Raw genomic sequence first — 25,895 nt, 5'->3', positions numbered from 1 at the left:
CATCCGCGCATGCACAGGATCGACGTCCCGGGCTACGACGTCTGGGGACTCCTGGGAGAAGGCGGAATGAGCGACGTGTGGCTCGCCAAGCACCGCACGCTGCACGTTCCCGTCATCGTCAAGACCCTGAAGGCCTCGGTCCGTGAAGCGCACGGCGAAGCCGCGGCAACGCACATCCTCCACGAGGCGCGCCTCATGGCCCGCGTCTCCAGCCCCAACATCGTTCGCGCGCTCGACGCAGGAACGACCGCGAACGACGGCTCGCCGTTTCTGGTGCAGGAGTACGTCGACGGGCTCGATCTCGCCGAGCTCGATCGACGCCGTCGCTCTGCCATCGGTGTCGGCCTCCCGCTCTGGGTCGTTTGCCACGTGATGCACGAGGTCTCGCGAGGCCTTCGTGCCGCGCATCAAGCGGGCGTGATCCATCGCGACCTCAAGCCCTCGAACGTGTTCGGCGCGCCCGAGACCGGCATTCGACTCGGAGACTTCGGCATCGCCGTCGCGCGCTCCGACAACTCGCATGACGGAGCCGGAACGCTGAAGTTCATGGCACCCGAGCAGTTCTCCGGCGCCGACGTCGGCCGCTTCACCGACGTCTGGGGCGCCGGCGCGACAGCTTGCGATCTCCGCTACGGGCGTGCTCCGTTCGACAGCGTCGCCGAGATCATCGACCCACGCCAGGCTCCGCGCCTTCCTGCTCCGACGAGCCCCGCGGAGGCCTACTTCCAGCAGATCCTGCGCGCGATGCTCGCGAAGGATCTCAACGAGCGTCCGGAGGATCTCTCCGCTCCCGTGCACCACTTCGCGATGCTCGGGCGCGCCCTCTCCCCCCCGCCAATGCTCGCGAGCCGGGTCGATACGCACTCGCTCATGCTCGGCCGCATCAAGGTCAGCTTCGTCGTCGGCGACATCGCGCAGGCCAAGAGCGACGCCATCGTCTCGAGCGCGAACTTCGAGATGAAGATGCGCACCGGCGTGGGCGAAGCGCTCCGCGCGCGTGGAGGTGATGCGATCGAGGCCGAAGCGATGGCGGGCGGCGAGCGACCTCTCGGCTCGTGCGTTCGGACGTCACCGGGCTCGCTTGCGACCAAGCACGTCTTCCATGCCGTCAGTGCATGGAACGAAGTGTCTTGCGTCGGCCGTGCCTTCTCGCGGGCCCTTCTCCTCTGCGACGAGCACGGCTGCTGCACCGTCGCCGTGCCTGCACTCGGAACCGGTCAGGCGCGAGTCAGCCTCGAATCCTCGGCCAACTCCATGACGGCCGCTCTCCGCTGGCACGCGATGCTCGGCGGCATGCGCACGCGCGAGATCACCGTTTACCTCGACTCGGAACAGAAGCGGCGCATCTTCCAGGACGTCGCCGAAGAGGTGCTCGGTCTCGGCGACGGCGGCCGTCTTCGCGGCGTCGATCTCGGACTGCCCGTCGAGGGCACGCCGTGTACGGCCGAAGCCGCCACGTACCTCGATGCGAGCGGGACGATTCCGCCTGCCGATACCGGCGCCTCCGTCGAGCTCTGAGTTATTCGACTTCGACGCGGTTACGACCGGCACGCTTCGCGCGATAGAGCGCGGCGTCCGCGCGCGCGACGATGTCGTCGGCGTGGAACGCATTGCGCTCGTCGGCCGAGGCGACACCCGCGCTGAACGTCACGTGGCGCGGCTCGTTCCTGGGCCCCAGGCCGAGCGGCTTCGCGGCGAGTCCTGCCCGCAGGCGGTTGGCGACGACGCGCGCCGCAGGCCCCGGTGTTCCGCGCAAGAGAACCACGAGCTCCTCGCCGCCATAGCGGCAAGCAACGTCGTCTTCACGCAGGTGCTCCTGCACGATCTCCGCGACGTGACGCAGCACGCGGTCGCCGTCTTCGTGACCGTAGGTGTCGTTGACCAGCTTGAAGTGATCGAGATCGATCAAGAGCAGCGAGAACGGCCGCTTGTGGCGTCGAGCGTGCGCGACCTCTTCGCGGAGACGGCGCTCGAAGTAGCGGCGGTTGAAGAGCCCGGTGAGGGCGTCGTGCGCTGCGTTCTCGAGCGCGAATTTCAGCTTGTTGCGAAGCTCTCGCTGGTTGCGCGAGCGGTCCGAGATGGCGCGAACCTTCGCGCAAACCAGCGCCCCGGCGAGCGGTTTGTGGAGATGGTCGACCGCGCCAGCCTCGATGCTGCGGACGATGTCGCTCTCCGAGAGGGGACTCTCCGAGACGACCATGACCGGGATGTGAGCCACTTCCGGATCGGCCCGAAGCCGTCGAAGCACTTCCCACCCGTCCATGTCGGCCAAGGTGAGGTCGAGCAGGATGCAATCGAGCGTGTCCGCCTTCTCCGCGGCGACCTCCAGTGCATGCGCGCCTGTCTCCGCCTGGCTCGTGACCATGGCGAGATTCGTCATGTGGCGCAGCACGGACTTTCGCACCGCCTCGTCGTCGTCGACGACGAGGATCTCGCCCGGGGCCACCGGGATGATGGAGATGAGCGACTCCCGCACGCTCACGACGTCGATTGTACTCCAACCTTGGCGGGCTCCGCGCCGATAACGACGAACGCCCCTGCGAGAATCAGCAGACCGCCTACGATCTGGACGGTGCCGAGGCGCTCCTGCAGCACCAAGGCCGCAAGGACGACGGCCACGAACGGCTCGATGAGGGTCAGGATCGAGGCGTGACTGGCGGGTACACGGCGCAGCCCCCACACGAACATCAGGCCACAAATGGCGCCCGGGCCCACCGCACCGGCGAGAACCACCCCCAGTGCCGCTGGTGTCGCCTTTCCGTACTCGGATGGCGGAACGAGGGCAAAGAGGAGCGGCGCGGCCACCAAGCTATGGAAGAACATCAGCTCACTGGCCGAAAAAACCGCCAGGAGTCGCTTGTTCACCAGCACGTTCGATGCATAGAAGAGCGCGCTGGCCGCCCCGAGTGCGGCCCCCGCCAGATCACTTCGCCCGAAACCCGCGCACCACGGCTCGAGGAGAAGCACGAGACCGAAGAACGCCACCGCGACGGCAAAGAACGTCCGAGCCTGCGCCTTCTCACGCAAGAAGATCGGCGCGGCGAGCGCCACGAAGATGGGCGTCAGATCGTGCGTGAGCACGGCGATGGCGACCTTGGTTCGTTGATACGCCGCGAAGAACAAGAGCACGTTCAGCGCATCGCTCACGCCGAGCCACAGCACAGCGGCCCATTGCGAGAGCGAAGCGCGCGCGCGAACGCGATCGCCGAGGAGCACGACGACCAGCCCCGTCAGCGCCTGAACGGCCATCATGATCGCGGACTGCAGCGCCGCCGGAATGGGGGCGTGGCGCAAAATGAGTGGCCACGTGCCCCAACCCGAAGCCGCAATGGCAACGAGCGCGTAGCCGGAAGCTCTTCGTGCTCGTTCGTCGACGATCACGAGCTGGCGTCGCCGCTCCCGCGGCCGTTCGCGAGCCCCTTCAGCTTCGCGAGCGTCGTGAGCGCCTCGAGCGGCGTCATGCGATCGAGATCGAGCGCGCGCAACATCTCGAGCGCAGGGCTCGGGGCAGGCCCCGCGTTCCCTCCCCCAGCGCCACCGAAGAGATCGAGCTGTGGAGCGGGCGCCTTCGCACGCGACGGACGCGTGGCACCGCTCGGCGTGGTGCCGCCCTTCTCGAGGGCATCGAGCATCGCGCGCGCACGGGCCAGCACCGGCTCCGGCAGCCCGGCGAGTCGCGCACACGCAACGCCGTAGCTACGCGACGCCGCCCCGCGCTGCACCTTGTGGAAGAACACGATGCTGCCGGCGTGCTCACGCGCGCTGACGCTGTGGTTCTCGGCACGCGGGCAGCTCTGAGCGAGCTCGGTGAGCTCGTGGTAGTGCGTGGCAAAGAGCGCTCGACTGCGCGCGACGTCGTGCAGGTGCTCGGCCACCGCCCAGGCGATCGAGAGGCCGTCGTAGGTGCTCGTGCCGCGTCCGATCTCGTCGAGCACGACGAGCGAACGGCGCGTGGCACGTCGCATGATGTTGGCGGTCTCCTTCATCTCGACCATGAAGGTGCTCTCGCCTCGCGCGAGGTTGTCGCTGGCGCCGACGCGCGTGAGCACGCGATCGACGATGCCGATGCGCGCGCGACGTGCAGGGACGAACGAGCCCGCCTGCGCGAGCACCACGGCGAGCGCGACCTGCCGCATGAACGTCGACTTGCCCGCCATGTTCGGGCCGGTCACGATCCAGAGCCGCGCGCGATCTTCCGGGGCATCTTCGGCGGCGTCGAGCGTGACGTCGTTCGGCACGAAGCGTCCCGCCGCCGCGAGCTTTTCGACCACGGGATGGCGCGCATCTTCGAGCACCAGCTCGAGCGAGTCGTCGATCTCCGGGCGCGTGTAGTCGTCACGATGGGCGACTTCGGCAAGCGCGCTCGCCACGTCGAGCACGGCAAGCCGCGAGGCGACCGCGCGAAGACGCTCGATGTGCGCCTGAAGCTTCTTCACGAGCTCGCTCCACAGCTCCGCCTCGCGTGACTCGAGCCGCTCCTCCGCGTGGGCAAGCTTGTCGGCGAGCGTATCGAGCTCGTCACACGTGTAGCGCTCGCCCGTGGCGATGGTCTGCTTGCGACGCCACGCCTTCGGAGCCTTGGAGAGGTGCGTCTTCGTCACCTCCATGTACCAGCCGAACACGCGCGTGTAGCGGAGCTTGAGACTCGGGATCTGCGCCTGTTCGCGTAGGCGCGCCTCGAGCTCGACGATCAACCGCTGACCGTCCTTGGTCAGCATACGTGCTTCGTCGAGCTCCTTGTCCCATCCGTCACGGAACACACCGCCGTCACTCGCGCGGAGCGGCAGCTCGTCGGCCAGGGCCTTGCCGAGGAGGGTCGCCATCTTCTCGCAGCGATCGACGAACGGCTCCTTGGCCGGGATTTCCAGGGCCTCGCGCGCTCCGGGATCGGGACACTTCGAGAGCGCCGAGTCGAGCGCGGGGAGCTCGGCGAGCGACGTACGCAGCTGCGACAGCTCGCGCGGACCGATGCGCTCGACGGCCAGCTTCACCGCCAGACGCTCGAGGTCGGCAACCTTGTCGAGTCGCGTGCGAACTTCGGTTCGAAGGCCAGGCTGCGTGACGAAGAGCTCGACGCCATCGAGGCGCCGGCGAATCTCCGCGACGTTCGTGCGCGGCGCGAGAAGGCGTCGGCGAAGGAGACGCGCGCCCGGGGCCGTGCGCGTCATGTCGATGTGGGCGAGAAGCGAGCCCTTCGTCTCGCCGTCCATCGTGCGTACGAGCTCGAGATGGCGCTGGGCAGCGTCGTCGAGGATCAGCGTGTCGCCGATCTGGTACTCGACGAGGCGCGACATCGGGAGGGGTCGCCCCGGCTCGCACGCGCGAACGAGCCCCACGCAACGCGCCGCCGCCACGAGCGCCACGTCGCTCGCGCACGACTTGCGCGACTCGCCTTTGCCGAGCACCGCGTCGAGGACAGAGAGCGAACGCGCCAGATCCAGAGGCTCCTGCTCTTCGCGAACGGTTGCCCGAGGGAGCGCCGCGCGAACGGTCGCCACGAAGTCACCGGTGTCCGGCGCGAGCACTTCGCGCGGATCGAGCCGCACGAGCTCGGCGATGGCCGCCTCGATGCCCTCGGCCTCGCACGCCTCGAGCGTACCGGTCGAGAAGTCGAGCGCCGCGATGCCCACGCGTCCCGTCGACGCCACTTCGAGTCCGACGAGGAAGAGGTTCTTCTTGGCCTCGATGGCAGAGTCGTCGAAGGCAAGCGCGGGCGTGGCGATACGCACGACCTCGCGCGGGACGATGCCCTTCACCTTGGAGGGATCGGCCATCTGCTCGCAGATCGCCACCTTGTGGCCGAGGTCGAGCAGCTTCTGTACGTATCCGCTGACGGCGTGGTGCGGCACGCCGGCCATCGGAATCGGATCTTCGGCGTTCTTGTTGCGGCTCGTCAGCGTGAGCTCGAGCGCCTTCGCCGCGATGACCGCGTCGTCGAAGAAGATCTCGTAGAAGTCACCCAGCCGGAAGAACAGCAGCGCGTCGGGATGCGCGGCCTTCGCGGCGAGGTACTGCCGCATGACCGGGGTGTCGGCGCCGCTCGCTTTCGCCATCGCCGAGTCCAGTGTCAGAAGTACGGGGCGTGCGCAATAGTGACGTTGTCGAGGTCGATGAGAACGAGGCCTTGGGAGGCCGCGTCGACGACCGCGAGCTGCCCGAGCGGTTCGATGTAGCGAATCGACTGCGGGTTGATCGACGTCGTGGTCGAGCCGATGTTGATGAACAGCGGCGAGAACTGGCCGGCCGTCGAGAACTTGAAGACGGTATCGCGGACCGGCAGAGTGCCCGAGGTCGGGTTGATGATGTTCGCCGAGAACATCGGATTGCGCATGGCGAGAGCGCTGTCGCGCGAGATGACCGTCGGGTTGCCGCCCGCAGGCGCGGGGAACGCGTCGAACGGGACGGCGGGGAGACGGCCGTTCAAGAGCGACTCGCGCGAATCGCAGGACGACACGCATCGGCTGTCCGACGCCGCGGTCATGTGATTGAGGAAGCCGATGCCGGGTCCGCCCGTCGTCCCCGTGGCGACCGCGGACCAGATGCCACCCGTGCGCACGTGGAAGCGCGCTTGGCGGTGGAAGCAGCAGCGGGCGAGCTTGAGGAACGGAACATTCGAGGGATCGCGGCCGACGATCTGGCGAGGCGCCTGGATGGTCGAGCCGTTCGGCAGCGTGATCGGTGCAGGCCGGAAGAATCGGCCGACCACGAGCTTCCCGTCGAACGCCTCGAGAATCGGGTAGTCGCGCAGCTCGCTCTCGTCGGCGGCCGCACCGAACGTCTGGCTGCAGACGTCGAAGCGCTGCTGGGCCGTCTGGTACTGCGGGTCCCAACACTTATCTTCCTCGGGCTCCTGCAGGCCCCAGTAGGGATCCGACGAATCGAGGAGATCCTCGGTGAAGGTGACGTAGTCGGCGAGGCGCCGGAAGAGATCACGATCGGGAGCGGTCAGGGCCGCGTTGATCGCGTCCGCGCGCTGCGCGCCCTGCGTCCAGTCTTCGACTCCCTTTGCGCAGAACTGCCCCTGTGATTGCGAGAAGTCGAGCGACTGGTAGCTGTCGGCCGTCACGAGGTTGGCGGTGAGGCCGTCGAAGCCGGGAATCGCGCCTTCGTACGTGAGCGCCCAAGCCTGGTCGATCTGGGACTCGGGGACGTCGAGCGAGAAGAGCAGATTCAGTCGCGGGGTGCGGTCGCTGTCGGCGCCGGTGGTGGGGAGCGGGATGTCCTTCGTGGAGACGATCGGCGCCGTCTGGAACCGCGGCAAGTGATTGCCGGTCGAGCTGGTGTTGTTGAGCAACACGCTCGAGCGCAGGCGGTGCGGAGCGCTGACCGGGAAGTACGCTTCCTGGCTCACGGCGGTCGCCGGGTCAGCCGTGGGGACGTGGTACGGGTCGAAGAACGTGGTGCTCGTCGCGGCCGGCTCCGGGATCGCGAGGGCCCACGGCTCTGGATCGATCGGGTTTGGACCGATGGTCACCGGACGACGGCACGGAGCATCCCAGTCGTCGACGTCGATGGCGATCACCTGTCCGTTTGCCAGGGTCGCGAACCCGAAGATGCCGCGCAGTCGCGTCGGCCCGAGCGTGAACTGCGTCAGGCTCTCGTTCTGGTTCTGATCGGCGCGGTAGTAAAAGCCGAAGTCTGGAGCGGGCTGCCCCGGCGTGATCGCATTGGCGACGTTCGGGTTCGGGTTGCAGAGCACGCCCGTCTTCGCATCAGGCAGGGCGATGTTGCCGGCGAGCGAGAGCGGGAAATCGTGCCGCGCGAACGCGACCGCGACGACCGGCGACGGGAACGCGATGCGGTCCGGGGGCTGGAACGGATTGAGCTCGGGGTTCGGACGCGTGAGCGGACTACGCTGCGTCGAAAGCGGATCGGTCACGTCGTAGACGATGAGCGAGCCGTCGAACTTGTCGACCGCGTAGAGGTACCGCTTGAAGTCGTGCGTCGCCGGGCTGACCGTGATGTCCGCGACCGAGACCTGCCGCGAAGGATTGAGCAAGCTCGTCGCGAGCAGCGGCGAGATCTCCTTCAACGCGCCCACGGTCGAGAGGTCGACGACGTGGATGAACGGCACCGTGTCGTCGGAGACGTAGAGAACCTGATCGTTACGCGCGACGGCCACGAGGCGCGGCGGGTCGAGCGAACCGACGTTGAGCGTCACGTTCGCCGGCGGCGTGGGCGTGACCGGCTGACACGCCGCGCCGCTATCGGGTGCACCGCCATCGGGCGCGGCCGCATTCGGAATGCCGCCTTCGAACGGCAGCTCGACGGTCGGCGTCGACTCACAGCACGGCACGGCCTGTCCGCAGCTCGCGGCAGGCAGCGGTCGCTGGCAGGTCAGATCGACGCCGCCATCGACGTAGGGAACGCCGTCCGGCCAATTCGGGCCGGTGACGAACGACGACGGAAGATTGCTCGCTCCGACGAGCTCGATCGCCGACGTGATGGGACACGGCGCGAGCGAGCCCGGCGCGATCGTGTCACCGGGTTCGAGCGTTCCCAGGCCGGCCGCCGCGATGGACTGAAACGCATCGGCGCCACGCAGGAAGGGCTTCGGGTCGATGGTCACGACCTTCGCGGAGTCCAGGCGCGAGCCCGGCAGAATCGCGACGACCTCGTAGTCGGCAGGGCCCTTCACGCCCGAGGGGTTCGGGCGAGGCACGATGGTGAGCGCGCCCGGGTTCTGCGGCAGCGAGCAGACCGGCCACGCCGCGAGGGTGCCCGCCGGCTTCGTCGCGAAATCCGGATTGTCGCCGAGAAGGCTCGTGCTCGGAATGCCGTAGATCGCGGGCTTGTTCACCTCGGCCGAGGCGACGAACACCATCTGGCCGTCGGGCGTCGTGGCGACGTCGGTGGGGATCGCGCCGACGGGAATGAAGTTGATGCTCGGAATCGCCTTCTGCTGATCGACTATCTCGCCCGAGGAGAGGTTGACGACCGCCACCTCGCCGCGGGCCGTCTGCGTGACGACCGCGAAGAGCTGGTTCAGGAAGAGCGAGCCGTCGACGTTCGAGGGAACCGGTGCACAGTTCTCTTGAGGAAGCGGACGCACCGGCTTGACCGGTACGAGTAGCGACGGATTTTGCGCGTCCGGCTGCAGGACCTGCATGCAGACGACGTCCATCTTCTGCGCGCGATCGAACGTTCGCTGCGGAACGCTCGTGGGCGTCTCCGAACAGGCGCCGAGAGCGGAAGCGAAAGCGACTCCCGTGACGGCGACGAGCCCCCAAAACAGCTTCTTGCCCATCACGTTCCCTTGGGGTTCGTCGGCGTACCGAGCGTAAAGACGATGGTCTCGAACGTGCCGCGGTTTTCGGGCGTGTTGTCGAGATCGAGCACCTGCACGAACGAGTTCGTGAAGCTCGCGATGTACCCGAAGCGGTAGGTGCGTGCGACGCGGTTCGGTTGGAACGGGTCGCGGGGATCGACGGTGGCCACGGGCACCTGCTTGTGCAGCGCGACGTCCTCGAGGTTGAACGGGTCGAAAGCGAGCGCGTACGGAAGCGCGCCGACGTTGATGGTGCTCTCGAGGAGCTTCGATTCGGGATCGATCACCAAGATCTCCGAAGCGTCGGAGGCGACCGCGAACACACGGAGCGCATAGGCGCCGTCGCGATCGACGATCGGGGCGAGGTAGACCTGCGAGGGTCCGGACGCCAGCCTGAGCGGGATCGTGCCGCTCAGCGTGAGGCGATCCGGATCGTAGACCTGATCGCTGGCTCCCGAGCCGCCGATTTCGCCAACGATGATCGCGGCGGGCGAACGATTGGCAATGAAGACGCGCGCCGGCTTGCGCGCACATGCCTGCACGGCGGCGTCGATCTCGGCCTGCGTAAGGCCTGCCGTCTGGATCTTGGCCTTGCACGCGATCCGCGGCGTGGGGTCGATGGCGATGCCGCGCGAGTCGGTGCCGCCCGCCCCCAGCGTGACCGGGAAGGCTGCCACGCGGTCGAGGAAGGGACGACTGAGCGACGAGCCGGGTTGCCCTTGCAATCCCTGGTCGTTGAAGTAGCGGAGCAGCGTGACCTCGGCGACCGAGCGGCTCGTCTCGAGCCACGACGGCCGGACGAGCGTGCCGGGCGGAACCGCCTGCGGATCGTGCGGCACCGCCGCGACGCCAACACCACCGAAGGCGACGCCGTCGAGGACGAACTGGAGCGAGGGCGTGGTGACGGCGTTGCTCAGATCGGCGTTGCTGATGCCGGTCGAGAGGAGGCTCGTCTTCGTCTCGGACTGGTGCGTCACGACGAGCGACGTGCCGTCTTCGCTGAAGGCGGCGCCGAAGGGCTCACCCGGCATCGTGATGTGACGCGTGTTCCCCGGCTCGTCCGGATTTTCGCCTGCGCTGTGAGCGCCGTCGCATCGGCGATCGGAGCCTTGGCCGCACAGCAGCTGGAACGGCGGGTAGGGCGCGTTGGCCTGCGCCGGGGGAAGGATGCTGTTGCCCTCAGCGTCCGTGTCGCGCGCGACGTCTGCCCACGTCACCGACGCACTTCCGCGCACCGGAGAGAAGAGCCGATCGAACGAGCGGCCCGGCGCCGGCGCCGACAAGAGAAGCGTGGTCGCGAACGCGCCGATGATGGCCGAGTCACGAACGTAGAAGCTCGAGTCGACCGGAGGCGCGCAGGTCTGGCCGAGCGTTTGCCTCTCCCCAGAGTCGCCGGGCTTGTACGTCGGCGGGTTGTTCGCACACGATCCCGGCGGGTTGTGCAGCAGCAGTGCGGGGACCCTGCCTTGCTGGTCGCTCGGATCCTCGATGATATCGAGCGTGTTCCGGCGGATCAGACGCAGGTCGTAGGACTGGAGCGTGCCTCCGTTGAACTGGAGGTCGAAGTCCGAGTTAACGACATAGAGCACATTGCCGCCCGCGGAGACCTGCAAGCCGACGGGGAAATAGAACTGGTTCAACGGCGGGGGCGAACCATCACCCGTCGAGTAGCAAGCGGTGACGCCCGCCCCGGCGCCCGCAACGACGGCGAGCGCGGGCAACCAAGCAAGCAAACGGCCAAAAGTGCCCGGGCGCATTTCCCGGCGCAGCCTAGTGTGGCAGGTCCGGGGAGCGCAACTCGTCTCGACGGGAGGGGGTTTCCCGCGACAAACCCGGCCTTAGGATGGCCCCAACCTCGAGCGATGGGCGGGCGCCGCGGGCTCGTCGCAGCTCGTCCACCCCCAGGCCCACGAAGCACCAAGCCGTTCGGACGGTTGGGAGCACACCAGCACACCAGCACACCAGCACACCAGCACACCGAGGACACGCGTCGAAGGAACGGCGCTGCGGCGGCCGGGCCCTCACCGTGAATGAGCCACCAAACCTGTCTCGAAAAGACGGGCGGTCTGATTCGAGGGTTTTCTCGGGGCGGGACATCGGGCCGGCTCTCGAGAGACGGCCTTTCAGCCCGCCGGCCGGTCAGAGCTCGACGACGATGACCCCTCGCTGAACCTCTTCCGGCTCCTCGCGGCGCTTGGGTTGAGGTGGAGCGACTGGGAGCTCGAGCTGGGGTTGTTCATACCGCTTGCGCTCTTCTTCTTCGCGCCTGCGGATCTGCTCAATGATGAATGGAGGCAGCATTCATGTCCTCCTGATCACGCCGTTCCGAATCCAGCAAAGCTTGAACAGCTTGAACCTGTGAAATGCGAAACTGCGAAACCAGCGGAACAATCGTCTTCAACGGCTGTTCCCTATGGAAGCTAGCAACCCGGGTAGGCCGGTCAAGTGTGCGGCAGCGTCGCGGTAACGCAGCGCGATGGTGGTAGAGTCGCGTGCGCGAATGGTCGAGGGCAAGCGAGCACGTTTGACGTGTGAGTCTCGATTCACGCGCACGCGGCACTCGACCGTTGCGCGGCTGACGCGGTTCGCAAAGGCGAGCTCGACCGTACGCCGCATCGCGCCAGGGCGCGTGTTCGTGCTCGGGGCGCTGATCCTCGCGGGCATCCTCACGATCTTACGGCCGGCTTGGGCGGTTCCTTTCGACCTCTCCGGCAGCGACTGGGAAGGCTGCAGTGAGCTCGTCCGACTTGCGCGTGGCGAGCTCGGGGCAGCGCGCGTCATGGCCGTGACGCGCCTCGACTTCAGCGAGCTGCGCCCAGAGGACGGCCTCCTCCTTCTTTATCCCGAAGGTGGTCTCGATGTGGACGAGCTTTCTCGGTTCATGGGAGCCGGCGGGCGCGTCATCCTGCTCGACGACTTCGGACGCGGCGACACGCTCCTCGCCCACTTCAAGATGGAGCGCGTGCCGACGCCGAGCCATCCGCTCGAGTCGCTCCGTCACAATCCGCAGTTCGCACTGGCCGAGCCCGCGAGCGCGCATCCGGTCGTGAGTGACGTCTCGCGCGTGGTCACCAACCATCCGACGGGCCTCGTTCACAAAGGCCTCTCGCCGGTGCTGAAGATTCGCGCGGCTGACGACTCCGACGTCGTCATCGCCGTCGCAGGCGCGGTCGGGCAAGGTCGTCTCCTCGCCGTCGGCGATCCGTCGATCGTGATGAACTCGATGCTCCGCTACAACGGCAACAAAGCCTTCGCGCGCGGCATCATCCGTTACGCCGTCGACAACGACTCGTGGGGCAAGCGGGGCGGAAGGCTCTTTATCGCCACCGGGGGCTTCGAGCAGAAGGGAAGCTACGGCTCGGACGACAACACGCTCGGCGATCTGATTCGTGCCGCGCGCGAGGCGCTCGAGGCCACGCGGCGCGAGGGGGCACCGAAAGCCTTCGCCTACGCTCTCGCGATCGCGCTCGGGCTTGGCCTCTGGGTTTGGGTCGGCTCACGCGCCGGGCGCCTCCACAAGCCCATCGTGCCGCGCTTCGTACGGCGTATCCCGACCGTCGCTCAGGGCGGCGTTGCCGGACACGCCGCGGTCATCGCCGCCCCACAAACCACCCGCGTGCTCGCCATTCTGGAGCTGAAGAGCGCCCTCGAAGAGCAGCTCACCACGATTCTGAGGCTCTCCCAGGTCCCCGGCCATCAAGAGCTCATCGCCCGGGTGGAGCAGGAGAAGCTACTCTCTCCTGAAGGCATGCACACCCTGCGCCGGCTTCTGCTACGAATGTCGAACGTCGAAACCATGGTCGTGTCGGCTCGGAACGGAAGTCCGCGAGGTACGGTGCAGGCGATTCGCGATCAAGAGGTCGTGGCGACCGCGAAGTCCGTCCGCCAGCTGCTCGAAATGGCCGAGACCAACGCGCGCACCGGTTTCGTGCCCTCGGAGGTGAGGTCATGAGCGTGCTCACCAGCCCCGCAGGCCCCGTAGGCCCCGCAGGCCCCGCAGGCCCCAACCGGGAGGTCGCCGCTGCCCAAGAGCGCATCCACGACCTGCGCCGGGAGATTCAACGCGTCTTCATCGGCGGCACACGCGCGCTCGACATGATGATGGTGGCCCTGCTCGCGAAGGGTCACGTGCTGCTCGAAGGCGTCCCCGGCGTCGCGAAGACCACGCTCGTCAAAGCATTCGCGACGACGCTCGGCTGCACCTCGCGGCGCATCCAGTTCACGCCCGATCTTCTGCCGGCCGACATCACGGGCACGTACGTGCTCTCGCCGCGCGACGGAACCTTCAGCCTGCGCGCCGGTCCGATCTTCGCGAACGTCGTGCTGGCCGACGAGATCAACCGCGCTCCCGCCAAAACGCAGTCGGCGCTCCTCGAAGCGATGCAGGAACGCCAGGTGACGATCGAAGGCGATCGCTACGAGCTGCCCCTGCCCTTCTTGGTTCTCGCCACGCAGAACCCCGTCGATCTCGAAGGCACCTACCCGCTGCCCGAGGCGCAGATCGACCGCTTCCTCGTTCGCGTCACCATGGGCTACCCGAGCGCCCGCGACGAAGCGCAGATGCTCCGCACACACGGCGTCGAGCCTCCGGTCGTCCGAGCGCTTCTCAACCCCCAAGACGTCGCGGCTCTGCAGACGATCACGGCGCGCGTCCACACCGACGACGACCTCCACGACTACGCCGTCGCCCTCACCGGCTTCACGCGTTCGCATCCGCGCGTGGCCCTCGGCGCAAGCCCGCGCGCCACGCTCGGCCTCATGCAGGCCGCCAAGGCCCACGCCGTCGTCAACGGGCGCGGTTACACCGTTCCGGAAGATCTGCGCGCCGTCGCCATCGCGGTGCTCGCCCATCGCCTCGTGCTCGTCGCCGACGTCGAGTCGGACGTGCGCGCGCGGGAACAAGTCATCGAAGAAGCCCTCACGAAGGTCGGCTACCGGCGCGGCGTTCGCGCGGTGTAACGCGCCGAACGCATGCAGCTCCACCCGACGCGCGCCACGTTCCAGGTCGCCCTCGCCGGTGCGGCCCTCGTGGCCGTCGGCGTCGCCGAGAAAGTTGCGCCCGCCGTCGCCTTCGGCGGCGCCATGATCCTCGCCGTCACGCTCGGCCGCGCGCTCGCGATGTCGACCGTCACCCGCATCCGAGCCTCCGGCTTCGAGATGGTCTGGTCCACGTCGAAGCGCGTGACGAAGGCCTCGCGCGACGTGGAAATCGTGCTCGAAGCCGAGCTCCGCAATCGCGGCTTCGACGACGCGCGCGGCGTCAACCTCCGGCCCGTCGCCTCGAGCATGCTCGACGTCACCGTTCACCCGCAGACGCTCGATCTACCGGCCACGTCAAAGGTTCGCTTCGAGATGCGCGTGAAGCCGAAGCGCGTCGGCCGCTGGGGCATCCACGGCATCGCACTCGAAGTGCGCGGCACGCCACTCGGAGGTGAAGGCCTCTACGAAGTCCCGCTCATGTTCGCCAACCCGCACGGCGTCGAGGTCATGCCGAAGCCGCTGCTGGTCATGCTCCAGACCGCACGCGGTGGACGCGCGCGACGCACGGCGGAAGCCGGTCGCCCCACGCCGCTCGCCGGCGAAGGCGAGCAGCTCAAGGAGCTACGCGAGCGCATGCCCGGCGACGCATTCAAGCACATCGCCTGGAAAGCAAGCGCGCGACGAGGCCAGCTCCTGGTCCGCGAGATGGAGCGCGACGAGCGCGACATCGTCTGGCTTGCCATCGATGCCTCCGTCGAGCTCTGGGCAGGTGCTCTCGGAACCGCACCGCTCGACCTGGCGATCGACGAGCTCGGAGGCGTGGCGGCTCGTCATCTCGCCAAGGGTGACAGCGTGGGGCTCGTCGTGTTCGCGTCGCGCATGCGCACCTGGCTCGCGCCGAGCAACGGGCCCGCCCAAGCTTCGCGCATCGTCGCTGCCCTCGCGAGCGCCGCCAGCATGGTCGACGCCGATCGCTCCGAGCTCGACGAAGCGGAGCTCGCCCAGCGCGTCGCCGAACATCTTCGTCCGCTCGATCCGCGCGCCCTGACCGACGTTCCTCGCGGCAACCTCGAAGCTCTCTCCATGCGCGCCGAGTCGATGCGGGCACGGGCACCGTTCGCACCTCGCCTTCCTCAGAGCACTTCGCCACGCGAGCAGCGCTTCCGGCATTACCTCGCGTCGTTCGGCGTCGAGGTTCCGCCGCGCGCCGAAGGCGAACGCGAGCGGGCCGAGTCCCAGCTCGCCGAGCTCCTCGGCAAGATGCTGCAGGACAAGAAGACGCGCCCGAGCATCGTCCACATCTGGGCGCCGCCGCCCAGCGCTTCGAGCCCCGTGCCTCGTGCGGTTCGACGCCTCCGCGCTGCGCATGCCGAAGTTCGCTGGACGCTACCGGTCTTCGACGCGAGCCTCGAGAGGCCTCGCCACGAAGGCAGCCCCACGGTGGAAGACGTCGTGTTCGACGCGGTTCGCCTCCGCGTCAAGGCCTCGCAGCATCGCGCCGAGACGATCATGCGCGGCCTCGGCGTTCGCACCCGCGCGCGCGCCATCCAAAAACCACTCCCCCACGCACCGACCGACGAGCCGAACGAAGATCTCGAGCTCACCGAACGCATCACCGAACGACAGCACTCCGAATGAGCGACGCACGCGCCATCCTCAAGCGCGCCGGGCTTTCTCCCAAGAAGAGCTTCGGCCAGAACTTTCTCGTCTCTCCCCACGTCGTGGAGTCGATCGCACGCGCCTGCGTGCCCGACGGCGACGTCGGAAAAGCCCGCGTCCTCGAGCTCGGCGCCGGCCTCGGCGTGCTCACGCGGGCGCTCACAGCGCGCGCGGCGTCGGTCGTGGCCGTCGAACGCGATCGCGATCTCGTTCCGATTCTGTCCGAGGAGCTTTCGGCAGACGTCGAGAGCGGGCGCCTCCGCATCGTCGAAGGCGACGCACAGGCCGCATCGCCGGGCGAGCTGCTCGGCGAGGAGAGGTCCGGCGAGCCGCGCGTGCTTTGCGGAAACCTCCCCTACCAGATCACCGGACGACTCATCGAACGCGCGGTCACCGGCGCCGCCGACGTCGATCGCGTCGTGTTCATGGTGCAGCTGGAGGTAGCCGATCGCCTGGCCGCCGAGCCCGGAAGCAAGACCTACGGCGCGCTCAGCGTCTTCGTGCAGGCAGCCTTCCGCGTGCGGAAGCTCTTCAACGTTTCGCCGGGCTCCTTCCATCCCCCGCCCGACGTCACCAGTGCCGTCGTCTCACTCGAACCCGAACGGCCAGCGCGCGCCGAGGAGACCGAGACCTTCCGCGCGCTCGTGAAGGGCGCGTTCGGCGCCCGTCGAAAGACGCTCCGCAACGCGTGGAGCAACGTGGCGAGCTCCGATCTCATCGCGCGTGCCGCCGAGCAATCGGGCATCTCCCTCGACGCGCGCGGCGAGACGCTCGGCGTCGATCAGTACGCGGCGATGGCCAAGGCGCTCGACGCGGCCCGCGCCGCCGGGTGACAGGCGCGCGCCCGGCGCGTTGATGCACTGCACCATGGAGCTCGGCGCCAACGGCTGAGCATCCGCGCGAAATGCCTATGAATTTGGCTCAAGCTTGACGCAGCGCGTACGGCCGGGTTTTGTTGCGACGCAACATGAAGCCCCACGTCGCCATCCGCAGCACCGGTTTTTACGTCCCCGAGATCGAAGTTTCGAACGACGTCCTGCGCAAGCGCTGGGCAACGACGTCGCCGGAGTACGTCGACAAGGTCGAGGTCGCGAGCGGCATCACGCGCCGCTTCCATGCGCCCGAGAGCTGGGCAACATCGGACCTCGCGGTGCGTGCCGCGCGTCAGGCTCTGTCGCGCGCGAACGTGGCGCCGGAGGAGGTCGATATGATCGTCCTCGGCACGGACTCGCCCGACTACATCACGCCGTCGACGTCGGTGGTCGTGCAGCACAAGCTCGGCGCGACCAAGGCCGGCACCTACGACGTCGGCTGCGCGTGTGCGTCGTTCCCCACGGCTCTCGCGACGGCGAGCGGCCTCTTCGCCACGAACCCGTGGATGGAGAAGGTCCTCGTGATCGGCGCATACATGATGCACAAGCTGTCCGATCCGATGGATACCTCGAGCTACTTCTACGGGGACGGCGCCGGCGCGGCCCTCCTCGTTCGCTCGGAGGAGCAAGGCGTCCTGGCCTCGGCCTTCCGTGCCGACGGCGCGCTCGCCAAGGACTGGGCGATCTTGAGCGGCGGCACCGCCGAGCCCGCGACCGAAGAGTCGATCCGCGCGGGCCGCACCGTCGTTCGCATGTACGAGAAGTACCCGCCGACCGTGAACGAGATCGGCTGGCCCGCCGTCGCGCGCATGGTCGCCGAGCGCAACGGGTTCGCCCTCCCGGACGTCGACCTCACGATCTTCACGCAGGTCCGCAAGCGCACCATCGAGAAGGTCATGAAGACGCTCGAGCTGCCGATGGAGAAGGCCCACACCATCATGGAGAAGTGGGGCTACACCGGCTCGGCGTGCATCCCGATGGCGCTCCACGACGCGATCGAGACCGGCCGCGCGAAGCCAGGCAGCCTTCTCATGATGGTGGGCTCGGGCGTCGGCTACAACCAGGCCGGCATCGCGCTTCGACTGACGAACGATCTCGTCGGCGTCGGAACCTGAAATCGCTCCTCGAGGGCGGTGCGCCGAACTAGGCACCGCCCTCGGGATCGAGAGCTTACTGCTCGAGGTCGAGCGTGCTCTTCGTGTCGGCGGCGACTTCGTCCTCGGAGAACGCCGCCTTCAGCCACTGCTTCTGGCTGTAGAGGCGCGTGTAGTCGTCGTAGCGATCCGAACCGGGGTCCGACGACTCCGAGTAGGTCACGAAGGTGTTCGCGTCGACACCGGTCGGCGTGAACCCGACGACCTGCATGTAGCTGTTGCCGAACTGCATCGCGCCATAGCCCTCGCCGGCCTTGAGCGCGATGTCGTCCTTCTGGGCGATGGTGAAGTTGCCCGTGCGCTGGAAGCCGCCAGGGATGGCGATGTGTTCGCCGTTCTTGCCCTCGCGGTAGGCGAACTGCGAGCGCGGCGCGTCGAAGGCGAAGCCAGCCTGCGCGACCGAACGAACGGCGGCGGCGAACGCCTGCGCGAGCAGCGGCTCGTCGACCTTGATGTCCCGCGGCGTGTTGAGCGGATCTTTCGGATCGAAGGCCGTGTTGTAGACGCGCACCTTGCTCTGAACCGCGATCACACGAAGCCAGAACTCATCCCAGAGGAGGCTGCCCTTGCTGTCGGCGTTGTTGCGCGTGTCCCAGGCCTTGAGGGCCGTGCAGGCGTCGGTGACGGGAACCTGAACCGCCGGTGAGAGCACCTCGCTCGTGAGCGGATCCTTCGTGAGCTCGATGGTGGGATTCGTGCAGAAGGCCGTGGTGACGGCATCGCGCGACTTCTCTGCAGAATACACACGTGAGCGGAGCACCATCTCCTTCACGTTCTCGACGGTGATTCCCTGCCCGCTCAGACCGTCGGTGCCCGCGAGGCGATCGGTCACCTGCTGGTGGCACATGCGCGTGCGGAGCGACTGCGCGTAGTCGATCTGGCCGATGATCTTCGCAAAGCCGGTGACCGGCGTCTTCGGATTGCTGAGCCAGTAGCTGTCGTTGCAGTTGACGACGTAGTCCTTGCTGGCCAAGGTCGGCAGGTGTCCGGCGCCGAAAATGCCGGGCTGCGGAGAGTCGGCGTCGATCTGCCAGTCGCAGGCGGCCTTCGAGCCGTCGAGCAGCGGGAGGCCTTGCGCCTGGTCGTTCAGGACCTGAGAAGCCAGACCCACCGAGCACGAAGTCGCGAGCGCGTCGGGCACGTTCGGCACCACCGTGATGTCGCCGTAGTAGACGTTGCCGTCGCGATCGGCCGCGGTGGTGTTGACCCACGGCACGGCCACTTCTTCCTTGTGGATCTGCTTGAACTCGTCGAGCGACTTCGCCGTGTTCCAGCGGAAGAAGTGACGAATGAGGCGGTTGTTCTCGGCGTTCGCGTCGCGAATCGTGTACGCGACCGTGTCGGTCCAATCGAAGAAGGAGTTGCCGAGATAGATCATCGGCCCGTACTCCGAGGTGTACAGGCGAACGGTCTTCTTCTGGATCGAGCCGTCGTCTTGCTTGACCTCGATCTCCATGTCGTGCGGCGTGATCTTCTTTTCCTGCCCGTCCTTGATGTAGGTGAGCGGATCGCCGGGTTTCAGCTTGAGCTGGTACGGCGTGAAGCGATACGCGGTCGACACCGTGTGGCTCCACGCGAAGTTCTGCGTGAAGCCGATGAGCACGACGGGCACGCCGTAGAGCGTGGAGCCCTGGATGTCCATCTTGCCCGGCACCGTGAGATGGATCTGGTAGAGGCGCTCGCCGCCGTACCAGGGGAAGTGCGGGTTACCGAACTGGATGCCGGCGCCGCCGGTGACGTCGCTGCCGAAGGCGTACATGTTGCTGCCGAGATCGCCTTCGCGGTGCGCGACGAACTTCGGTGCCCACGTCTCGAACGCCTTGCTCATCTCGGCCGCCGAGGGGCGGCTCGCATTGCCTCCGGCCGAAGGCGACGACGGCGCAAAGCCGTTGCTCGCACCAGGCGGCTGCGCGGCGACGATGCCGTCGATGAAGGTCGCGCTGCTGGCCAGGAGATTGAGCTTGTAGAACCGGAGATAGAGATCCTCGTCGCTGATCTCGCGAACCCACCCCGCGTCACGGCAAGCCGCGTGGAGGCCGGCGTGCTGGCCGGCCTTGAGCTCACGCACGAAGCGCGACACGCCGGCAGCAAAGCCGCGCACCATCGCCTGGGCGTCGGGCGGAGTGGCTTCGCGATAGGAGTCGGCGACCTCCTTGGTGAACTCCATCTTGTAGTAGGCATCGCTGCCCACGTTGCTGCGCGACGCGGTATTTCCGAGGTCGTAGGGCTTGTCGCCGAAGTACTTCGAGCGCTCGCCGCGCACCGTCGTGATCTCTTCGGCGAGGACGCAGAGGTTGTCTTCCGCGAACGCATACCCGTAGCCGTAGCCAGCGCCGCCGAAGTCGTCGGCCTTCACGTGGGGAACGCCGGCCGTCGTCCTGCGAACCGTCGCCTTGAACGGCTCGAGCGGCGCGGCATCTCCACCGCCGCCGCCGTCCGTCTTGCCGCCATCGACATCGCCTCCCGTGGTGGCTTCGTTGTCGTCACTGCTGCACGCGGACGCGGCAACGAGACCGAGGACCAAACTGCCAAGGGCGAGAAGTCGAAAGCGATGCGGGTTCGTCATCGCGCGATGATTACGCGCACGCATGCACAACGCAACGTTCCGCGTCCGACCGGTCACTCCAAGTGACATCAGACGCGGAGCGTCATTCGTTGCATACTGCGGCGACCACTTGCACGGACCGTGCAAGTCTGTCGCGAACTCCGTTTGACTGTTCCATCAGCGCAACTGAGTTGCGCTGTAATCCCCGTTCAGCGACCGGGTTCGTACGCTGCGCCGAGGTCCTTGAGCGCCTTGATGGCGTCGCGACGATCGGGCGCCGTGGGCGCGGCGAGCTCGAGATACAGCGTGTACGCGTCGACGGCCGGCTGCTTCTGGCCCGTCTTGCGAAGCGCTTCGCCGGCTTCGAACGCCGCGGGGCCGAGCCAACCGGGTCGCGGCTGGGCGGTCTTCCCCTGCTCGACGGCGTACGCGAGGTGCTTGGCCGCTTCGCCCGCGTTGCCCTTCTCGAGGAGGAGGCGACCGTAGCGATAGCGCCAGGCAGGCTGCTTGTCGTCGGCCGCGATGGCCTTCGACCACTCGGACATCGCCGTTCCGAGATCGTTCTTTTGCTCGTACGTCTCGGCGAGCGTGGCGTGCGCCTCGGTGCGCGCGGGCTTGAGTTCGAGGGCGCGGTGAAGATCTTTGATGGCGTCGTTGACGGCGCCTTCGCGCATCTCGACCACGCCGCGCTGCCAGTAGCCGTCGGCGAGGAGCTTGTCGAGGGCGAGCGCCTTCTCGACGTGCGTGCGGGCCAGACCGAGCTGCGCGGGGCTCGCCTCGTTGGCCGCCCACGCCACGTAGAGGTGGTACTCGGCACGGTTCGGATCGAGCTCGACGGCGCGCTGCAGGAAACGCATGGCCGATGCGGCTTCGAGCCCGCCCTGCTTCAAGTACGCGCGCCCGATGAAGTGATTGGCCTCGGCGCTGTTCGGCCGGACGTTCTTGACCTCGGTGAGCATCGGGAGCGCTTCGTCCGCCTTGCCGACGATGACGAACGCCGCGCCGACGCGGAGCTTCAGGTCGATGTCCTTCGGCGCCTTCTGGAGGGCGCTCTGGAACTGTTCGAGCGCCTTCTGCACGTCGCCCGAGAGCTCGAAGAGCTGACCGCGCTCGAGGGCGATGTTCGGGTACTCCTTGTCGATCGCCGCGATCTGGTCGAACTGCGCGGCGGCGAGATCGAGCTTGCGCATCTTGCGGTACGTCACGCCGAGGCGGAAGCGCGTGCTCAGGTCGTTCGGGTTGCGCTGGAGCGCCGATTCGAAATGCGAGACGGCCTCGTCGAAGTGGCCCTGCGCGGCCGCCACGTCACCGAAGGCGCGCTGGAGCGCAGCGCTGTCCGGCAGCTTCTGACGAGCCTGATCGAGCTTCGCCTGCGCTTCGGCGGTGCGCCCCTGCGAGGCGAGGAAGGCCGCCAGGGCGGAGTACGCTTGAATGGCGTCGACGTTCTGCGGATCGGCGAGGTCGACCGCGGCCGCGTAGAGCTGCTCGGCCCCCTGCTTGTTGCCGAGCGCTTCCTCCGTCTTGGCGAGCCAGAGCGCGATGCCCATGTCCTTCGGGGCCGCCTGGCGTGCCGCAACGAGCTCCGTCTTCGCGTCGGCGAGGCGCTCGAGGGCGATCTTCGTCATCGCCGCGCCGAGAATGGCCGACGAGTTCGTGGGATCTTTCGCGACGGCCTCGTCGAAGCGCGTGAGGGCCTCGGTGAAGCGACCATCGGCGTAGAGCACCTGGCCTTGCCCGACGAGCGCGGCGACGTTACGCGGATCGATCTTCACCGCTTCGTCGAACGCGGCGCGGGCCTCGCTCGCGCGATCGCGCTCGAGCATGACCTGACCCTTGGCCGAGAGCGCCGACGAGAGCTCGGAGGGGCCGAGCCCTTTCTTCGACTTCTCCTCGAGGATCGCGTCGAGCTCCTTGACCGCCGTGGCATCGTCTCGGCCGAGCTGCCAGGTCAAGAGCGCGTGCAGCGTGCGCGCGCCGGTGTGCGTCGGCGAGAGCTTGAGCGCCGCGTCGACCGCCTCCTTCGCCTTCGGGAGATTCTTGGTGAGCAGGAAGGTCTGCGCGAGCCCCCAGTGCGCGCGTGCCGAAGGACCGCCCTTGTTGAGCGCGTCGGTGTACGCCTCTTGCGCCGTCTTGGCGTCCTTGAGCATGAGGGCGACCTGACCGCGGAGCGCGGCGAGATCCTGCTGGATGCCGTCTTTCGGCTCCTTCGCAATGGCCTGATCGATGAGAGGCTTGGCCTTGGACCATTCGCCCGACGCCGCAACTTCGGCGGCACGCGCCGCGACGAGGTAGGCGACCTCGCTGTCGGTCGGCATGTCGTTGAGGAAGGTCTTGGCGCGCGCGGCACGCCCCGAATCACCACCGAAACGCGCCTGGCTCGCGAACTCGACGAAGGCCGCGTAGGCCGCGAGCGGTCGCGAGCGCGGCGACTTCTTGCGGAGCTCGGCGAGCTCGTCGGCGGCCTCGACGGCCGATGCGTAGGTGTCGAGAGCGAGCTTCTTGCGCGCGGCGTCGGCCGCGGTCGTGGCGTTCTTCGCGTATTCGCCCGCGCGAAGCTTGTCGCTGATGGCGATGTGCCCGTACGCACCGAGCGGCGTGAATTGGAGGGCAGCGCCACCGACGACGATCAGCGCGGCGCAGGCGGCGAGGATCTTGGGAGCCTTCGACGGCGGCTTGTCGGGCTTCGCTTCGGCAGGACGCTTGCCGGTCGTCGCGGCCGGCGGTTGCGAAGGCGCGAGCGACGCCTCCTGGAAGGCGAAGCTCCCCGCGCTGGTCGCCGGCGGCGGCCCGAGCACGGGTGCACCGTTGGGATCGCCCCCAAGGTCGACTTCACCGAAGGCCATGCCGCCGGCGCCCATGCCGCCCATTCCGCTTGGCGGCATGGGCTCGTCGAGCGGACCCGACGGAAGATCGAGCTCGCCGAAGCTCACCGGCGATCCCCCATGAACAGGAGGCGGCATCATGGGAGGCGAGGCGCCGATTCCACCGACGAGGGGCAGATCGAGCTCACCGAACGCGATCGGCGCGGGCGGCGGTCCCTGGCGATTCGGCAGCAGCCGATCGTCGGACATCGGCATCGGCATGTGCGCGTCGACGGACATGCTTTGAGGCAGATCGTTCTGCAGGCTCGGCAGATCGATCTCGCCGAAGCCGCCTCCTCCGCCGACCCGCGGAACGGGAAGCCCGCCACCGACGAGCGGAAGGTCGTTCTGCAGACTCGGCAGATCGGCGAAGGGCGGCTTGGGCGACGGGAGATCGGTACCAAAGCCGCGCGGAGCAGGCAGATCGGCGCCGAGGCGAGGCGAAGGGAGATCCGCACCGAAGCCTTGGGCCGAAGGCAGATCGATCGATCCGAAGCCGCCCTGAGCGGCTGCCTTCGGCGCCGGCAGATCCACCGCGCCGAAGGGATCGGCGTTGCCCTTCGGGGCCGGCAGATCGAGCGTTCCGAAGCCCTTGGGCGCCGGCAGATCGGCACCGCGCGGCTTCGGCGACGGGAGATCGATGCCACGCGCCTTCGGCGACGGGAGATCCGCACCGCGGGCGGGCGTCGTGGCCGGAAGGACCGCCGGCAGGTCGACGTCGAAATCGAAAGGAGGCGGCGCAGGCGCGGGAGCCGGCGCAGACGCGACAGGTACGACAGGCGCGGCCTTGGCCGACTTCGCGGTCTGACGCGGAGGTACCGCGGCCGGAAGACCGACGTCTCCGGCGAGCGCAGGCAAGTCGAGATCATCGAGGCCAGGGAACGCCGGAGGCGGCGGCGCGGCCGGCTTCGCGTTCGTGATGGGCTGAGGACGAGGTCCGCCCGGCTTCGGAGGCGCCGGCTTCACGGCCGGAAGCGCGAGGCCGTCATCGAACGCGTCGCCGGGGCCGGCCGCCGTGAACGAAGGAGCGGCCGGCGCAGGAGGAGGCGCAGGCGCAGGAGCCGGCTTCGCGGGCGGCGGCGGGGCGGGCTTGCCACCGGCAGCGCCGAAGCCGCCGACGCCGACGCCGACGCCGACCATCGTCTGCTTCATCTGACGAGGAACGGGGGCCGCGCCGGTTTTGGCGGCTGGTCCTCCGCCCGCTCCCTTGGAAGGATCGGTGACGAGAAACGTGTGCCCGCACTTCGGGCATCTCATCTTCAGGCCCGCTTCTGGAACCCGGCGCTCGTCAACCTGGTACGGCGCTTTGCAAGACTCGCACTCGACCTTCAGCATCTCGTTTGGAAGGCTATCACAGGGCGAAAAACGTTCGCGAAACCGTGGCACCCTCGAAGTGCACCCATACCTGGCGTTTTCGGCATTCCTCCTCGCCTGCTCGCGCGCGTTCTCGGCCCGTGACCCGACCGGCCCGCTTCCGCCAGTCCTCCTAACGCCTTTTCGACGATTCCGTGACTTCGTCCCCCGCCATGCCCCCATCGCCAACTTCGGGCCCTTTGCCCCTCTCCGAGCCCGAGAAAGCGGCCCCGAACGCAAGCTCGGCCACGGCGGCCCTCCTCCTCATGGCGGCGAGCGCCGTCCTCTTTGCCACCATGAACGTCTTCGCGCGCCTGGCGACGGAGAGCACGTCGTGGGCCAGCGTGGCCGCGGTGCGCGCCGTGGTCGGGGCGCTCGTAGCCTTCGGCGTTGCCCGCTTACGGAAGACCTCACTCGCAGCGGTGGACAAATGGGCCATTTTCTGGCGGAGCGTGTTCGGCACCGGCGCGATGCTCGCCACCTTCTATGCGCTGTCGTCACGCACGCTCTCGCTCGGTGACACCGTCACGCTGCTGAACCTCACGCCCGTCTTCCTCGCGGTGCTCGCTCCCATCGTGCTACGCGAGCGAACATCGCCCTCGATCGCCTTCGCGATTGCGCTCGCGCTCGTCGGCGTGATCCTCGTCTTGCACCCGGCGCGGCTCTTCTCTTTTGGGCGCGAAGCGAGCGCGCCTGCCTCCAACGCGATGGTCGCCGGACCGTCGGCGCTCGTCACGGGCGGCGTTGCCGTGCTCGCGGCCGTGCTGACGTCGATCGCGATGATGATGCTGCGACGCGCCGGCAAGACGGAGTCGGCCGAGGCCATCGCCTTCCACTTCTCGCTCTTCGCCGCCGCCACGCACGCCGTCGTCGCCGTGTTCGACCCTCGCCTCCCGACCGCACGTGACGCTGCGTTCATGGTCGCGGCTGGGCTTTGTGCAGGCTTCGCGCAGATCGCCATGACGCGCGCCTATGCTCTGCAGAACGCCGCGCGCGTCAGCGCGATGAGCTATCTCTCGGTCGTAGCGAGCGCTCTCCTCGGTGCAGGCCTCCTCGGAGAGACCCCCAAAGCGAGCGCGATCGCGGGTATGGCGTTCGTCATCGTCGGCGGGCTCATCGTCACGTTCGGCCCCGTTCGCCCGGTGGGAGCCACGCCACGCTCACGGCTTCTGCAACGATGACCGACGCGGTAGCCTTCGCCGC

Annotated in this window: 14 protein-coding genes; 7 read left to right on the top strand and 7 right to left on the bottom strand. The window is 67.8% G+C overall.

Features of this window, described 5'->3' with window-relative positions; translation table 11 throughout:
• Positions 1 to 9 precede the first annotated feature (9 nt).
• Complete coding sequence (locus AKJ09_RS27955; protein ID WP_146650915.1) at positions 10 to 1,518, top strand: serine/threonine-protein kinase; 1,509 nt, start codon at positions 10 to 12, stop codon at positions 1,516 to 1,518.
• A gap of 1 nt (position 1,519) precedes the next feature.
• On the opposite strand, the gene AKJ09_RS27950 is transcribed toward AKJ09_RS27955, so the two are convergent.
• From AKJ09_RS27950 to AKJ09_RS27930, 5 genes are read right to left on the bottom strand one after another with little or no spacing between them, the layout of a single operon-like run.
• Entirely contained in the window at positions 1,520 to 2,482 is a 963-nt protein-coding gene (locus AKJ09_RS27950; RefSeq protein ID WP_169927932.1) for a GGDEF domain-containing protein, read from the bottom strand.
• Positions 2,479 to 3,381: a DMT family transporter gene (locus AKJ09_RS27945; RefSeq protein ID WP_146650913.1), complete on the bottom strand. Its 903-nt coding sequence runs from the start codon at positions 3,379 to 3,381 to the stop codon at positions 2,479 to 2,481. Before AKJ09_RS27945 ends, AKJ09_RS27950 begins: the two co-directional genes overlap by 4 nt.
• Positions 3,378 to 6,053: a DNA mismatch repair protein MutS gene (gene mutS / locus AKJ09_RS27940; protein WP_146650912.1), complete on the bottom strand. Its 2,676-nt coding sequence runs from the start codon at positions 6,051 to 6,053 to the stop codon at positions 3,378 to 3,380. Before mutS ends, AKJ09_RS27945 begins: the two co-directional genes overlap by 4 nt.
• Before the next feature lie 14 nt (positions 6,054 to 6,067).
• Complete coding sequence (locus AKJ09_RS27935; RefSeq protein WP_146650911.1) at positions 6,068 to 9,247, bottom strand: hypothetical protein; 3,180 nt, start codon at positions 9,245 to 9,247, stop codon at positions 6,068 to 6,070.
• Positions 9,247 to 11,025 (bottom strand): YncE family protein, encoded by a 1,779-nt coding sequence (locus AKJ09_RS27930; protein WP_146650910.1) that lies wholly within the window; start codon positions 11,023 to 11,025, stop codon positions 9,247 to 9,249. The genes AKJ09_RS27935 and AKJ09_RS27930 overlap by 1 nt, the downstream gene beginning before the upstream one ends.
• Positions 11,026 to 11,744: 719 nt before the next feature.
• Here AKJ09_RS27930 and AKJ09_RS27925 point away from each other — a divergent pair.
• From AKJ09_RS27925 to AKJ09_RS27905, 5 genes are all read left to right on the top strand, one after another.
• Positions 11,745 to 13,220: a DUF4350 domain-containing protein gene (locus AKJ09_RS27925; protein ID WP_146650909.1), complete on the top strand. Its 1,476-nt coding sequence runs from the start codon at positions 11,745 to 11,747 to the stop codon at positions 13,218 to 13,220.
• Positions 13,217 to 14,227: an AAA family ATPase gene (locus AKJ09_RS27920; RefSeq protein WP_146650908.1), complete on the top strand. Its 1,011-nt coding sequence runs from the start codon at positions 13,217 to 13,219 to the stop codon at positions 14,225 to 14,227. Before AKJ09_RS27925 ends, AKJ09_RS27920 begins: the two co-directional genes overlap by 4 nt.
• 12 nt (positions 14,228 to 14,239) lie before the next feature.
• Positions 14,240 to 15,886: a DUF58 domain-containing protein gene (locus AKJ09_RS27915; RefSeq protein WP_146650907.1), complete on the top strand. Its 1,647-nt coding sequence runs from the start codon at positions 14,240 to 14,242 to the stop codon at positions 15,884 to 15,886.
• Positions 15,883 to 16,740, top strand: coding sequence for a 16S rRNA (adenine(1518)-N(6)/adenine(1519)-N(6))-dimethyltransferase RsmA (gene rsmA / locus AKJ09_RS27910; RefSeq protein ID WP_146650906.1), 858 nt, complete (start codon positions 15,883 to 15,885; stop codon positions 16,738 to 16,740). The genes AKJ09_RS27915 and rsmA overlap by 4 nt, the downstream gene beginning before the upstream one ends.
• Positions 16,741 to 16,874: 134 nt before the next feature.
• Positions 16,875 to 17,894, top strand: a complete 1,020-nt coding sequence (locus AKJ09_RS27905; RefSeq protein WP_146650905.1) for a 3-oxoacyl-ACP synthase III family protein — start codon at positions 16,875 to 16,877, stop codon at positions 17,892 to 17,894.
• Between the two features lie 55 nt (positions 17,895 to 17,949).
• Here the strand turns inward: AKJ09_RS27905 and AKJ09_RS27900 are convergent, their stop codons facing one another.
• Both AKJ09_RS27900 and AKJ09_RS27895 read right to left on the bottom strand, forming a co-directional pair.
• Complete coding sequence (locus AKJ09_RS27900; protein WP_169927931.1) at positions 17,950 to 20,499, bottom strand: penicillin acylase family protein; 2,550 nt, start codon at positions 20,497 to 20,499, stop codon at positions 17,950 to 17,952.
• 188 nt (positions 20,500 to 20,687) lie between these two features.
• The gene (locus AKJ09_RS27895) at positions 20,688 to 24,674 is read right to left on the bottom strand and encodes a tetratricopeptide repeat protein (protein ID WP_169927930.1); all 3,987 of its coding nucleotides are present in this window, start codon (positions 24,672 to 24,674) and stop codon (positions 20,688 to 20,690) included.
• A gap of 173 nt (positions 24,675 to 24,847) precedes the next feature.
• Here AKJ09_RS27895 and AKJ09_RS27890 point away from each other — a divergent pair, with 173 nt between their 5' ends.
• The gene (locus AKJ09_RS27890) at positions 24,848 to 25,873 is read left to right on the top strand and encodes a DMT family transporter (RefSeq protein ID WP_146650902.1); all 1,026 of its coding nucleotides are present in this window, start codon (positions 24,848 to 24,850) and stop codon (positions 25,871 to 25,873) included.
• The last annotated feature ends 22 nt before the right edge of the window (positions 25,874 to 25,895 follow it).

It is taken from the genome of Labilithrix luteola (assembly GCF_001263205.1).
Lineage (GTDB): Bacteria > Myxococcota_A > Polyangia > Polyangiales > Polyangiaceae > Labilithrix > Labilithrix luteola.
Note: the sequence above shows the minus strand (reverse complement) of the source record. Positions and strands in the feature narration are given on the sequence as shown.

What these genes read in the sequence shown, in the direction of transcription:
- AKJ09_RS27915 (WP_146650907.1), top strand. Translation starts at nt 14,240, where the DNA reads ATGCAGCTCCACCCGACGCGCGCCACGTTCCAGGTCGCCCTCGCCGGT.
- AKJ09_RS27930 (WP_146650910.1), bottom strand. Translation starts at nt 11,025, where the DNA reads ATGCGCCCGGGCACTTTTGGCCGTTTGCTTGCTTGGTTGCCCGCGCTC.
- AKJ09_RS27920 (WP_146650908.1), top strand. Translation starts at nt 13,217, where the DNA reads ATGAGCGTGCTCACCAGCCCCGCAGGCCCCGTAGGCCCCGCAGGCCCC.
- AKJ09_RS27905 (WP_146650905.1), top strand. Translation starts at nt 16,875, where the DNA reads ATGAAGCCCCACGTCGCCATCCGCAGCACCGGTTTTTACGTCCCCGAG.
- AKJ09_RS27925 (WP_146650909.1), top strand. Translation starts at nt 11,745, where the DNA reads ATGGTGGTAGAGTCGCGTGCGCGAATGGTCGAGGGCAAGCGAGCACGT.
- rsmA (WP_146650906.1), top strand. Translation starts at nt 15,883, where the DNA reads ATGAGCGACGCACGCGCCATCCTCAAGCGCGCCGGGCTTTCTCCCAAG.
- AKJ09_RS27900 (WP_169927931.1), bottom strand. Translation starts at nt 20,499, where the DNA reads ATGACGAACCCGCATCGCTTTCGACTTCTCGCCCTTGGCAGTTTGGTC.
- AKJ09_RS27955 (WP_146650915.1), top strand. Translation starts at nt 10, where the DNA reads ATGCACAGGATCGACGTCCCGGGCTACGACGTCTGGGGACTCCTGGGA.
- mutS (WP_146650912.1), bottom strand. Translation starts at nt 6,053, where the DNA reads ATGGCGAAAGCGAGCGGCGCCGACACCCCGGTCATGCGGCAGTACCTC.
- AKJ09_RS27895 (WP_169927930.1), bottom strand. Translation starts at nt 24,674, where the DNA reads ATGCTGAAGGTCGAGTGCGAGTCTTGCAAAGCGCCGTACCAGGTTGAC.
- AKJ09_RS27935 (WP_146650911.1), bottom strand. Translation starts at nt 9,247, where the DNA reads ATGGGCAAGAAGCTGTTTTGGGGGCTCGTCGCCGTCACGGGAGTCGCT.